The organism is Saccharomonospora sp. CUA-673 (assembly GCF_001942305.1).
In the GTDB taxonomy this organism is placed as follows: Bacteria; Actinomycetota; Actinomycetes; order Mycobacteriales; family Pseudonocardiaceae; genus Prauserella.
Window position 1 is genome coordinate 1 of sequence record NZ_MKKE01000062.1, and the last position, 13144, is coordinate 13144.

Here is a 13144-nt window from a genome sequence, read left to right on the forward strand (position 1 = left end):
TCTCTTTATCTCTCCGTAACCCTTTCGGGTCACCCTCCCGAGTGGCCCGCAGGTCGCCCGTGCCTAGAATCACCCCGGGATCACCCACCCGGACCAACGTAGGTGCGTCCCCGGAGGGCCCTTTGGTTGCGTTCAATGCAACAAGCCTCGGGAGCAGTTGTCGTGAGGTGGGTGGGCACACGTGGCGTGATCGGCGGAAGTGAGGCGGTGGCACCGTGGCCGGTAGTGGAATGTGGCGGACGAAGTCGGTCGAGCGTTCGATCGCGGATACCGACGAGCCGGGGACCCGGCTCCGCCGCAACCTCAGCTCCTGGGATCTGACGGTCTTCGGCGTCACCGTCATGGTGGGCGCCGGCATCTTCACCCTGACCGCGCGCACGGCAGGCGACCTGGCCGGGCCCTCGGTCGCGGTGGCGTTCGTGCTGGCCGGCATCGCGTGCGGTCTGGCGGCCCTGTGTTACGCCGAGTTCGCCTCGACCGTGCCCGTCGCCGGCAGTGCGTACACGTTCTCCTACGCGACGTTCGGCGAGTTCCTCGCGTGGATCATCGGCTGGGACCTCGTGCTCGAGTTCTCGGTCGCCGCGGCCGCCGTAGCCAAGGGCTGGTCGGTCTACCTGCAGGAATTCCTGGTGTCGATCTTCGGTACCGACGTCGCGACGACCCTGGAGTTCGGCAGCGTCAGTTTCGACTGGGGTTCGCTGCTGCTGGTGGTCACGCTGGCGGTGCTGCTCACGCTCGGCACGAAGCTGTCGTCGCGGTTCAGCATCGTGGTCACGACCATCAAGGTGCTGATCATCCTGTTCGTGATCGCGATGGGCATCGCCTACATCGCGCCGGAGAACTACACGCCGTTCGTGCCGCCGCCCGCCGAGGGTGGGGGCGAGACCGGGGCCGGCCTCGAACAGTCGTTGTTCTCGGTGCTGGCCGGCGGCGAGGGCAGCGCGTACGGCGCGTTCGGCCTGCTCGCCGGTGCGTCGCTGGTGTTCTTCGCGTTCATCGGGTTCGACATCGTCGCCACCACCGCCGAGGAGACACGCAACCCGCAGCGCGACGTTCCGCGCGGCATCCTCGGCTCGCTCGCGATCGTCACGGTGCTGTACGTGGCGACGTCGCTGGTCATCGCGGGCATGGTGCCGTACCAGCAGCTGGCCACGGACACCGAACCCGAGGGCCGCAAGACGCTCGCCACGGCGTTCGCGCACAACGGCGTCGACTGGGCCGCGCAGCTGGTGTCGATCGGCGCGGTGGTCGGCCTGATCACCGTCGTCATGGTGCTGCTGCTCGGTCAGCAGCGCGTGCTGTTCGCGATGTCCCGCGACGGGCTGTTGCCGCGCGGGCTGGCCAAGACCGGCAAGCGCGGGACGCCGGTTCGGGTGAACGTGCTGGTCGGCGTGGTCGTCGCGGTGGCGGCGACGTTCTTCGACGCGAGCCAGCTCGAGGAGATGGTCAACGTCGGCACGCTGTTCGCGTTCGTGCTGGTGTCGGCGGGTGTGATCGTGCTGCGTCGCAAGCGCCCCGACCTGCCGCGCGGGTTCCGCGTCCCGTGGGTGCCGGTGCTGCCGATCGTCGCGATCGTCGTGTGCGTGTGGCTGATGCTGAACCTCACCGTGTTGACGTGGGTCCGTTTCCTCGCATGGATGGCGCTGGGCGTCCTGATCTACTTCGTCTACAGCAAGCGCAACTCGGTGCTGGGCCGTGAGGAGAAGGCCGAGGCCACCCGCGCGGGGGACTGAGCGCGGGCCCGTGCGGCGAAAGCCCGGGAAAGTACGAAAGATGCTCCCAGCGCCACCGGTGCGTGGGTAGGGTCCGGTGTGGTCGCCCCGACGGCTGTCGCGGCCGTGCGGGCGGGGCCGGACTCTCTGGTGGGCGTTTTTCGGAGTTCTGTATGCGCGTGACACGTTCGTTCGCCGCGGCCGTGGTCGCCGGTGCCTGGTGTTCGGGGTGTCCGGCGTCGCGGCCGCGGACACCGACGTCGGGACCGGGCACAACGAGGCCGAGATCCTGCCCGGCGAACCGGCCTCCGACGCGGAGACGGCGCCGGGCGCCGAGCCGGGCGGCCCGCCTACCTGCGAGGAGTCGCGTCCGCCTCGGGGTGGGCTGTTCGGCAGTCCGGGGCAGCGCGGGCTCCACGGGGACATGGGCATCGACCCGCAGGCCGGCGGGCATCAGCCGGGACATCGCGTGCAGTGCGTCGACGAGCCGCCGCCGACCAACCCGGGCGAGCCGCCCGAGACGCACCGACTCGAGTCCGAGGACGAGGGTCGCACGGGTGCGCACGACTACGAGCGGTCGGCCAACGGCGAGGCCCACGCCGAGGTCCCGGGCTCGTCGCGATCCGGGGAGGGTCGTGACGGACGTGACGACGGCGAGCGCTCCGGCGACGCCGGCGGTTCCGGTGAACCGGGTTCGACCTCGGGTACGGGACCGAACGGCGGTCCCGGCGCTCACGGCCCCGGCGGTGCGGGAGTCGACGGTGGTCCCGGAACATCCGCGGCGCAGCCGGGCGGAAGCGGTCAGCCACACGCATCCGACGACGACACGACCCAGGACCTCGGCGTCGCGACGCCGGCCGGTGGGGACGTCGAGGGGAGCGGCAGTCTCGGCGGCGCACTGGCGGTGCTGGGCGGTGGTGGCCTCGTGGCCGCCGCGGCCACGACCTGGCTGGCCGTCCGCATGCGCCGCAACTGACGGCGCCGGTCTCGCGGCCGGTCGGACCTTCTTCCCGCCCCAAGGGCGGCCGTTCGGGTGATGCGCACTGTCACTCTGCACGCATATCGATCAGCATCGCACAGCTCTGATTAGTGTGAATGTGCGACTCTGTTGACTCTTGCGTGATTCGTGAGCAAGGTGTGGATGATCGAAGAACGGAGTGGTTCGCCGATGTCCCTGCCTCGACCGGACAAGACTGTCAACGACGATCAGCCGGAACCGTCCGGCTCGGGCCGCGGGGTCAGCCGCCGCGGCTTCCTGGGAACAAGCTTCTGGGGAACCAGCGCGGCCGTGCTCGGCGGCCTGGCCGTCCCGGGTCTCACCGCCACCTCGCTGCTGCCGTGCGCGCCGGCCGCCGCCGCGCAGCCGGCCCGCAACGACTATCCGGAGTGGAACAACAACCTCGAGCTGTTCGAGGTCAACGCCGAACCGCCGCACGCGACGCTCATGCCGTACGCGGACCTCGAAGAGGCACTCGCCGCCGACCGCACCGACTCGCCCTACCGGCTGTCGCTGGACGGGCAGTGGCGGTTCCGGCACGCCGACAAACCGTCCGAACGCGACCCCGAGTTCCATCGGACCGACCTCAACGACCGCGGCTGGGATCTCGTCCCGGTGCCCTCCAACTGGCAGCTCCACGGCTACGACTTCCCGATCTACACCAACATCGACTATCCGTGGTGGGGCGCCAACGGTCAGGGTGAGAACGCGCAGCCGCCGTACGCGCCGACGCGGTTCAACCCCGTCGGCCAATACCGGCGCACGTTCCGCATGCCCGCGAACTGGTTGCGGCGCCGGACGTTCCTGCACTTCGAGGGCGTCAAGTCGGCGTTCTACGTGTGGATCAACGGAACACTCGTCGGCTACCGCGAGGACTCCTACACCTCCGCCGAGTTCGACGTGACCGACCACGTCAAGCCCGGCACCAACCAGATCGCCGTCGAGGTCTACCGCTTCTCCGATGGCGACTGGATGGAGGACCAGGACATGATCCGCCTGTCCGGCATCTTCCGCTCGGTGTACCTGTTCTCGACGCCGACCGTGCACGTGCGCGACTTCCGCATCGACACCCCGCTGCGCGACGGTTACACCAATGCCGACCTTGCCGTCACCGCGCACGTCCGCGACTACGCCGGTGGGGACAACCGCACGGTCACCGTCGAGACCCAGCTCTACGACGACGCGGGTCGGCCCGTGTGGGACGAACCGTTGCGGCAGCCTGCCGATCTCTCCGGCGGCGACGACGGCGAAGTGGTCGTGCGGGGCAGCAAACCCGTTGCGGCGCCGAAACTCTGGTCCGCCGAGCACCCGGAGCTCTACACCGCCGTGCTGACCCTGCGCGGTCCCGGCGGCAACGTGCTGGAGATGCTGTCGACGCGCGTCGGGTTCCGCGAGTTCGCACTGACCGACGGCCTCATGCGGATCAACGGACAGCCGATCACGATCAAGGGGGTCAACCGCCACGAACTGCATCCCGACCGTGGTTCGGCCCTGACCCGTGACGACATGATCGCCGACATCCGCGTCATGAAACAGCTGAACGTCAACGCCGTGCGCACCTCGCACTACCCGAACGACCCGTTGTTCTACGAACTCACCGACCGCTACGGCCTGTACGTCATGGACGAGGCGAACCTCGAGACGCACGGCATTCGGGACGACTACCCGGGATCGCATCCGGAGTGGACGGACGCGGTGCTCGCGCGGGCGAGGAACGTCGTGCACCGCGACAAGAACCACGCGAGCGTCGTCATCTGGTCGCTGGGCAACGAAGCCGGCAGCGGCGGCAACTTCCGCGCGATGCACGACTGGATCCGGTCCTACGACGAGGTGCGGCCGATCCACTACGAGGGTGACGACAGTCCGGGTGTCAGCGACATCCGCTCGGCGATGTACGAAAGCCCGTCCACCGTGGAGGACCGGGCATCCGCGGCCGACCGGCGGCCGTACGTGATGATCGAGTACGCCCACTCGATGGGCAACTCCACCGGGAACTTCCGCGAGTACTGGGACATCGTGCGCGCCCACGACGTGTTGCAGGGTGGCTACATCTGGGACTTCGCGGACCAGTCGTTGCGCTGGCCGATTCCCGGCGGTTCCGGAAGCTACCTCGCCTACGGCGGCGACTGGGGCGACGACCCGAACGACGGCAACTTCTGCGCCAACGGTGTCGTCACGGCCGACCGCGGCCGCGGCGGCAAGGCCGTCGAGGTCAAACACGTCTACCAGGACATCCTGTTCACGGCCGACGACGCGAGTGCGGGCAGGGTGACCGTCACCAACGAGCACCTGTTCAGCAACGCCAACACCTACGACGGGCGCTGGGAGCTGCTTGCCGACGGCGAGGTAGTCCAACGTGGACAGCTAACACGGGATCAGCTCGACATCGCACCGCGGGCGAGCGCGACGATCACGGTGCCGTTCTCGGCACCGTCCGATCCGGACCCGGGGTCGGAGTACTTCCTGCGCCTGTCGCTCACCCTCCCCGGCGACACCCTCTGGGCCGAGGAGGGGTACGAGGTCGCCAAGCACCAGTTCCCCGTCGACGTCGGCAGCCCCGACGTAGAACCGGTTCCGCTGGACGAGATCCCGGCGTTGTCCGCCGACGAGGACGGCGACGCGGTGCGGGTCAGCGGCCGGGACTTCGCCGTGGAGGTCGACAAGTCCACCGGGACCCTCGGCTCGTACGTCGCGCACGGCAGGACGCTGGTCGAGTCCGGTCCGGCGCCGAACTTCTGGCGCGGTTCCACCGACAACGACATCGGAAACGATCAACCCGACCGCAACGGAACCTGGCGCCGTGCCGGTGCGGAGCGGACCGTGACGCGGGTGTCCGTCGACGTCGGCGAGAAGGCCGTCGTCGTCACCGTCGACGGGACGCTGCCGACCTCGGCCGAATCGACCTACCGCACGGTGTTCACGATCCTCGGTAACGGCGAGATCATCGTGGACAACACGTTGCGGCCCGGGTCGTCGTCGCTGCCGTACATCCCGGAGGTCGGCACGATCCTCCGGGTGCCCGCGGAGTTGTCGCGGATGCGCTTCTTCGGCCGTGGTCCCGAGGAGAACCACTGGGACCGCAAGTCGGCCTCCGAGGTCGGGGTGTACGACTCCACTGTGGACGAGCAGTGGACGCCGTACATTCGGCCGCAGGAGAACGGCAACAAGACCGACGTCCGCTGGCTGGCGCTCACCGGCGCGACGGCGCGGGACTGCTGGCCGTCGGCGAGCCGCTGTTGGAGATCAACGCATCGCATTACACGCCGGAGGACCTTTCCGGCGAGGTCCGGCACGACCACGAGCTCAAGCCGCGGGAGGAGGTCGTGCTGCGGCTGAACCACCGGCAGATGGGGGTCGGCGGGAACGATTCGTGGGGCCAGCGGCCGCTCGACGAGTACATGCTGTTCGCGGACCGGGACTGCAGCTACACCTACCTCCTCAGGCCGCTGTCCGATGTGGACGAGGCGATGGCACTGTCGCGGAAACCGGCCGCCAGGCCCTAGGCGGCAGGCCGGTCAGTTGGTACAGCGGGGTTTGCCGAGGATGTCGCCGAACAGGGAGACCTGTTCGGCGAGCCCGGCGGAGAGGTCGGCGTCCTCGAGGCCGGCGGCCATGACGACGGCCCGATCCCATTCCGGGTCGCCGACGTAGTCCGAGTGCCTGCGCACGCCGGCGGCCCAGCGGCGCCCGTTCACGCGCGCGCATCGGATCGGGCAGCCAGTGGTCACCGCCCAGCACGAGCACGCCGGTCGGGCCTTGTACGGCCGGTTCGACAGCGCCGATGTTGCCGTCCTTCTGATAGCCGACGCGAGGAGCTGTTCGCCGGCGACCTGGTGGCGCCACGTCGTCGCGCCGCCGCCGAAGGAGTCCGTGCCGCGGCACAGCCCGCGCCACCGGCCGTCGAGCCGGCCGCACAGCCAGGCCAGTCCGCCGGTCGGGAACATCGCGGGGAACGCGCGCTGGTATCCCCACTGCAGCGGGGCACCGGCGGTGACGACGCGACCCGTTCGAGCTCCTCGTCGGACAGTTCCTCGGCCAGGCGTGCCGCCGCCAACACCGTGAGCAGTCCGCCCACGTGGTAGCCGGCGAGCACCACTCGGGTGTTCGGTTCGGAGAGGTGGCTGCGCACGCGGTCGGCCAGTTCGGGCACGACCTTCAGTGCGTACGAAGGCGGCACCACGGGGTGCGCCGCCCGCGGCCAGAAGCTCGCCAGGTCGGTGAACGCGCCGAGGTGCCGGCTGCGCTGATTGCCGGTGGCGGCCGTGTAGACCGCGCGCAACAGGCCCGCGGCGAGCGCGCCGAGGGTCAGGACGCCGAGTGCCGACAGCGGCGCCAACCACTCGGGCGCCGGTCCGGTGGTCAGTCGCGCGGCCACCAGCGCGAGCGCGCCCGCGGACATCAGGCACGCGAACGTGAGGACGAGGCGGTGCAGGTACTTGCGTTCCCAGGCGGCCCGCGCCCACGCCGAGGATGCCGTCGTGGTGTCGCCGGTGCGCGCGTCGTCGCCCTGCAGGAGGCGGACGACGGCGAGCACGCCGCGGCGCACCCTGCGCAGCGCCGACCCGACGATCGCGACGACGGCGAGCACCACCGCGACGACGAGTCCGCCGCCCCACAGCATGGTGATCAGCTCGTAGCCCTGGGGCAGCAACAGCGCGTCGCCGCCCACCAGCTCGCGGAGCGCGACGGCCAGTCCGGCGCCGAACCCCCCGCCGAGCAGGCACGCCAGCGTCAGCACCGGCGCGGCCGCCCAGCCGCCGAGCCACGGGCGCAGTCGGTGCGGCAGGTGTGCCCAGTCGCCGCGGGTCAGCAGCGCGGTGGGCACGAGGACGAGCGCGAACAGCAGGCACACGGCCAGCAGGCCGCCGCCGACGAGTTCGATGGTCGGGTTGGTGCCCGGCAGCGCCTCCGGCAGGGGAGCGGACACGACGGCCGTGGTGATCGTGATCGCGGCGGCGAGCGCCATCAGCACCGGGCGGAGCGGAGCGGGCACGAATCGCTTCGCCCGCGTGGTCACCGCGAGGACCGAGACGCCGAGCACCGCGAGCGTGGCCACCCACAACGTGGCTCGCACCGGGTCGCCGGGCATCTGCAGCGGCCCGCCGAGCAACAGCAGGGCCGGGGTCACGAGCGCGGCGCTGACGTGCACGCAGCGCGCGGCCGCGGTGTCGGCGGTGTCGGACAGGCCGCCGCCGAGGCCCTGTGTCCTGGGCGGTCCGGGGTCGTCGACGCGCCAGCTGGCCCTGGCCACGCCGAACAGCACACCGGCCACCGCCAGCAACGGGAGTAGACCGGCCGTGACGCGCAGCCCCGGCACGTCCCGCAGCCACGACGGCGCCGACGTCAGACAGCCCGAACCGGCCGCGAGGCACTGCGCGGCGAACAGGTCGAGCGACACCACGGCCAGCTGCGCGACCAGCAGGATCGTCAACAGGATCGCCGCGATCCGCAGCAACGCCCGGCACACCATGCTCAGCGCCGCCGAGACGCGCCGGTCCGGAACGGGCGGCAGCATCCAGTGCGAGACGTTGGCCAGGGAGAACGGGAACAGCAGCGCCCACGTGGCCTTCGCCGCGCCGCCCGACGTCATCCGGCTCCACAGGTACCCCTCGAGGGTGCGCGGCATCGACCGGCCGAGCGCCTGCAACACCGGACCGGGCGCGGGCCTGCGCAGCCGGTCGGACGGGCGGACGATCCGGCCCGTGCCGTCACCGTCCACCTCGACGGTGTCGACGGAATCGAGCAGCGACTCGCCGCTCGTGCCGACGAGTCCCGGGACGCGAAGCTCGACGACCCGGGTGTCGGGGCCGGGGAGAGGCACGTGGCACGCCTCCTAGCTGGGGTTCGTGGTCGTACGGGTGGCCGAAGGGTCCACCGTACGACGCAAGCGGGCCCGCACCACGTTCCCTCTCCAGCGTGCTCCGGCGGTTACCCCACATGGGTGGTGCCCGACCGGACGTCGCGGGAGCTTCTCCGCGCCGACGGGTGGCGTGAACCGGACGGCTTCCGAGGCGGCCGGCGGGTGCTGTCTAGGCTTCCCGGCGTGGGGCGATTGGTGGTCGTCGAGGGACTCGACGGTGCGGGCAAGCGGACACTGACCGACGCGTTGACGTCGGCGCTGAGGGACGTCGGCGCGAGCGTCGCGACGATGGCGTTCCCGCGGTACGGCGTGAGCGTGCACGCCGATCTCGTGCGCGAGGCGTTGCACGGCGGACACGGCGACCTCGGCGACTCGGTGTACGGCATGGGGATGCTGTACGCCCTCGACAGGCGCGGCGCGGCCGACGAGATCCGCACGCTGCTGGCAGACCACGACGTGGTGCTGCTCGACCGGTACGTCGCGTCGAACGCCGCCTACCAGGCGGCGCGGCTGCGCGTGGGCGTCGACAGCGACGTCGTACGGTGGGTGCGGGAGCTCGAGATCGACCGGTTCGGCCTGCCCGTGCCGGATGCGCACCTGCTGTTGCGGGTCACGCCGGACGTGGCTGCGGCGCGCGCCCGCGGCCGGGCCGAGGCCGACGCCACGCGCGCCAGGGACGCGTTCGAGAGCGACGACGGACTGCAGGCCCGCTGCTCGGCCGTCTACGACCAACTCGCCGCGGCGAGTTGGCTCTCCCCGTGGCACGTCGTCGACGGCGCCGACCACGTCGACGTCCCCACCCTCGCCGCCGACCTCCTGTCCGAGTAGCGCCCTACGGGTGGGCGAGCAACATGCACCCGACGGCCCCATGGCGGCGTTGCATGCACCCGACGGCCCCATGGGTGCGTTGACCGCAACTATGGGGCCCTCGGGAGCATCCGTCGGCGGATCACGTCAGGACGTGGTTCGGGCGGATGACGCTGTGGGGGTCGACCCGGTGGCGTAGGCGGCACAGGCGGCCGGCGGTGGCCGGGGTGAATGCGGAGCGCACCTCCGCCGGCGTCGACGGGCCGAAGCTGAACGGCAGGCAGGCACCGAGGACGTCCGGTGCGAACGGTGCGAGGACCTTGTCGTGCACCGCCCGGGCCTCGGCATCGGTCGCGTCCGATGTGGGCCGCACCGGGGACAACACCGACGCGACGTACTCGGCCTCGCGGTGTTCCACCGCGCTCGGGTGTCGCGGCGGCCGGGCGAACGCGCCGCCGAGATGTCGCAGCCCTGCCACGCACATCACCGGCGCGAGGCACCGGACGTGTCCGGGAGCGTTGCCAACGCGTCCGGATCGATGCCCCGGAGCGACACGGCCCGCGAGCGGTAGGCATGCGGATGATCCGGTTCCTCGAACATCTCCCCGGACCGGACGAACGGCCACGTGCCCAGCGTGTCGCGGACCGCAGGCAGCGCCTCTCGCAGGGGTGCGACGTGGCGCTCACCGTCGGGGTCGGCGACGCAGATCTGCACCTGCGCCACATGTCGCCCCCGCAGCTCGTCCGGCACTCCCGGGACGTCGGGGAAGACCAGCATCGTCACGCCGGACGTCACGTCGTCGGCCACGGTCGACGTCCACCGTCGCCACCGGTCGAGCGCGTCGGGGGCCGCCTCCAGGTCGACATACAGACACCCGCCGTAGACCACGGCGACCTCGACGAGGTCGATCTCCATCGCCGTCACGACGCCGCCACCCGCGCCACCGCCGCGCAACGCCCAGAACAGTTCGCGGTCCACGTCGTCGGCCGCACCGGGTTCGGCCCTGCGGAACCGGCCGTCGCCCGTGACGAGCTCGAACGCCCGGACGTGGTCGGCGGCGTAGCCGTATCGCCTGCTCAGCAGTCCGAAACCGCCGCCGAGGGTGTAGGGCACCGCGCCGACGTACGGGGCGCTGCCGGACAGGGGCGCCAGTCCGTGCGGCGCAGCGACGTCGAGGACGTCCTGCCAGCTCGCCCCGCCCTCGACTCGTGCGGTGCGACGGGCCGGGTCGACGTCGACGGTCCGCAGTCCGCCCAGGTCGACCAGCGTGCCGCCCGTCAGTGGTGCGGCGAGTCCGTGCCCGCCGATCTGCGTCGCCACCTGCGTGCTGTTCGCGATCGCGGTCCGGACGTCTGTGGCGTCGTGGGCCGTGACGACGACGTCCGGTCGATGCGTGGCCGCCCGCTGGTAACCGGCGCAGGCGTGCTCGTACTCGTCGCTACCCGGCTGGTGCACCGGGCCCTGGGTGTCGATGTTCATGGTGGCGACCGTAGGAACAGTCGAGGACACACCCTGTCCTCGAGCCGTGGCAGGCTGTCCCACGTGTCGGTGAGACAGGAGATGCCGGGCCGGTTGCTGCGTCTGTTGTCGCTGTTGCAGGACCGGCGGGAGTGGCCGGGGCCCGAACTGGCTGAGAGGCTCGGCGTCACCACGCGCACGCTGCGCCGCGATGTCGATCGGCTGCGCGCACTGGACTATCCGGTCCGCAGCACCGGAGGTACGGGCGGCGGCTATCGGCTCGGTCCGGGCAGCAGGTTGCCACCGTTGTTGCTCGACGACGAGGAGTCCGTGGCGGTCGGCGTCGCGTTGGCCACCGCGGCCGGACGGCTGCCCGTTGCCGGTCTGGCCGACAGCGCGACCCGGGCACTCGCCAAACTCGGTCAGGTGCTGCCCACGCGCCTGCGGCCACGGCTCGCCGCGTTCGGCGCGGTCGAGGCGGCCGTGTCGCGGCGCGTGCCCGCCGACGACCTCGGTGCCGAACACGTCGACCCGGAACGTCTCGCGGTCCTCGCGGTGGCGTGCCGGGACGCCGAGGTCGTGACGTTCGGCTACGCGGGCCGGGATGGCGTGACCGACCGCCGTGTCGAACCGCATCACCTGGTCACCGCGGAGGGCCGTTGGTACCTGCTCGCGCACGACCTCGGCCGCGATGACTGGCGGACGTTCCGCGTCGACCGCATGTCGGCACCGGCCGGGACCGGCAGGCGGTTCACCCCGCGCACGCTGCCCGACGAACCGTCGGCGTACCTCCGTGCCTCGTTCGCCGGGGCGAGGTATCGGCACACCGCGACGGTGCACATCGAGCTACCGGTGGACGACGTGCGCAGGCGGTTGCCGGCGCACGTTCCCGGCGAGCTCGTCGCGGACGGGGCCGAGCGGTGCCACGCACGGGTGTCCGCGGAGTCGGTGGACATCGTGGTGCAGTACGTCGCGCTCGTCGCAGCGGTGGGCGCAGGCGTGGGCGGGGACACGGGCGTGCGGATCGAGGCGGATGGCGAGGTCGCCGAGCGGCTCCGAGCGCTCGGCCATCTGCTCGGCGGCAGCACGTGATCCGCATGCACCCAACGGCCCCACGCACAACGAGGTGCCTCCGGTGCACCTTCGGGTGGGTGCAGCCGGAGGCACCTCGGTCGGGTGCCCTCGGGGCGGGGTCAGCTGCTGAGCACCGGGGGGCCCAACGGGACGGGCTTGCCGCCGGTGGCGGTGGACAGTACGCCGATGAACATGTAGATCCCGAGTCCGGCGAACGTGAACGCCACGTAGCCCGCCGTCGTGATGGCGCCGGGGCTCTCACCCACCGTGCCGTACAGCACGAGCGCGAGCGCGACGGTGATCAGTCCGAACAGCAGTGTGAACGCGGCGGGCAGCCGCAGCGTGCCCAGTGTCAGCACGCCGATCGTGATGACCCAGGCGATCAGGAACAGGCCCTGGGTGGAGATCGCCGCCTCGTCGGTGATGCCGAACCAGCCGTGGGTCAGGCCGAGCACGAGCGCCGCGTAGCTGAACCAGAACCCGCTGAAGATGCCGAACACCGCGGCGACGGCGCCCTGGCCCAGTGCCACCGCCCAGAGTGCGGCGATGAGCTGACCGACGGCGGTGGCGGGCACGATGATCGCCATCGAGGCGCCGACCGCGTCGGCCGGCACGTAGCCCGTCTGCACCAGGGCGAGGGCGAGCGCGCCGACGATGAACGTGGGTAGACCTATCAGGCCGGGTCGCTGTCGGGCACGGCGCGCGCCGGTGCCTCGGTGGCAACGTCATTGGCCATCGTTACTCCTCTTTGAGCTGTGAATGGTCCTCGGATGCGTCCGTGCGGCCGCGTGCGGCACTTGCCGCCCGCTACTCGACCTTCGGCCAGAGCGGCGAGCGTTCCGGGTGGTCGTCGTCGAGCACGCGATGTGCGAGCGCGATCGCCTCGGCCGGGTCGATCTGATCGCCGTCCGGGTGGTTGTCCACGACACGCTCGAAGAGGTACGCGAGTTCCTCGGCCTCCACAGCGGACAGACCGGTGTTGCGTTGCGTCTCCACGTAGCGCATGCGCAACACCTGTGCGGCCTGCAGCAGCAACGCGCAGTACGTGTCGCTGACGCCGGGTCGCGCCCGCCGGGACCGTGACTCCGTGCCGTTCATGCCGACTCCCTTGTCGTGGCGGGCGTCAGGCGTTGGCGAGTTTGCGGAGTTGGCTGGCGGCTTCGGCGGGGTCGGCGGCGCTGTAGATGGCGCTGCCGGCCACGGCGACGGTGGCGCCGGCCTTGCGGACCGCGCCGA

At 71.2% G+C, this 13144-nt stretch carries 8 protein-coding genes and 2 pseudogenes; 5 read left to right on the top strand and 5 right to left on the bottom strand.

Translation table 11 applies throughout. The features are described from left to right. Positions 1-215 precede the first annotated feature (215 nt). From BJF85_RS22140 to BJF85_RS22150, 3 genes and pseudogenes are all read left to right on the top strand, one after another. Entirely contained in the window at positions 216-1733 is a 1518-nt protein-coding gene (locus BJF85_RS22140; RefSeq protein WP_075849961.1) for an amino acid permease, read from the top strand. Between the two features lie 208 nt (positions 1734-1941). Then, positions 1942-2688 carry a hypothetical protein gene (locus tag BJF85_RS22145; protein WP_139320790.1) on the top strand — a complete coding sequence of 249 codons (747 nt, stop codon included), beginning with the start codon at positions 1942-1944 and terminating at the stop codon, positions 2686-2688. A 468-nt stretch (positions 2689-3156) separates the two neighbouring features. After that, positions 3157-6212, top strand: a pseudogene (locus BJF85_RS22150) (glycoside hydrolase family 2 TIM barrel-domain containing protein). A 12-nt stretch (positions 6213-6224) separates the two neighbouring features. Here BJF85_RS22150 and BJF85_RS22155 read toward each other — a convergent pair. Continuing rightward, positions 6225-8530 (bottom strand): annotated as a pseudogene (locus tag BJF85_RS22155) (hypothetical protein). A 222-nt stretch (positions 8531-8752) separates the two neighbouring features. Here BJF85_RS22155 and BJF85_RS22160 point away from each other — a divergent pair. Continuing rightward, positions 8753-9397, top strand: a complete 645-nt coding sequence (locus BJF85_RS22160; RefSeq protein WP_075849963.1) for a dTMP kinase — start codon at positions 8753-8755, stop codon at positions 9395-9397. Positions 9398-9518: 121 nt separating this feature from the next. Here the strand turns inward: BJF85_RS22160 and BJF85_RS30640 are convergent, their stop codons facing one another. Together BJF85_RS30640 and BJF85_RS22165 are read right to left on the bottom strand one after the other, a co-directional pair. Then, the gene (locus BJF85_RS30640) at positions 9519-9854 is read right to left on the bottom strand and encodes a hypothetical protein (RefSeq protein ID WP_255375845.1); all 336 of its coding nucleotides are present in this window, start codon (positions 9852-9854) and stop codon (positions 9519-9521) included. 5 nt (positions 9855-9859) lie between these two features. Next, entirely contained in the window at positions 9860-10855 is a 996-nt protein-coding gene (locus BJF85_RS22165) for an FAD-binding oxidoreductase (protein WP_255375846.1), read from the bottom strand. 69 nt (positions 10856-10924) lie between these two features. Here BJF85_RS22165 and BJF85_RS22170 point away from each other — a divergent pair, with 69 nt between their 5' ends. Further along, positions 10925-11926, top strand: a complete 1002-nt coding sequence (locus tag BJF85_RS22170; RefSeq protein WP_075849965.1) for a YafY family protein — start codon at positions 10925-10927, stop codon at positions 11924-11926. A 101-nt stretch (positions 11927-12027) separates the two neighbouring features. Here the strand turns inward: BJF85_RS22170 and BJF85_RS22175 are convergent, their stop codons facing one another. Further along, on the bottom strand, positions 12028-12537 hold the full coding sequence (locus BJF85_RS22175; protein ID WP_255375847.1) for a GPR1/FUN34/YaaH family transporter: 510 nt from the start codon (positions 12535-12537) through the stop codon (positions 12028-12030). 178 nt (positions 12538-12715) lie between these two features. Further along, entirely contained in the window at positions 12716-13006 is a 291-nt protein-coding gene (locus BJF85_RS22180) for a hypothetical protein (RefSeq protein WP_075849964.1), read from the bottom strand. Positions 13007-13144: the final 138 nt, after the last annotated feature.

Coding starts and splice junctions, on each gene's coding strand:
- BJF85_RS22165 (WP_255375846.1), bottom strand. CDS start 10,855: ATGAACATCGACACCCAGGGCCCGGTGCACCAGCCGGGTAGCGACGAG.
- BJF85_RS22180 (WP_075849964.1), bottom strand. CDS start 13,006: ATGAACGGCACGGAGTCACGGTCCCGGCGGGCGCGACCCGGCGTCAGC.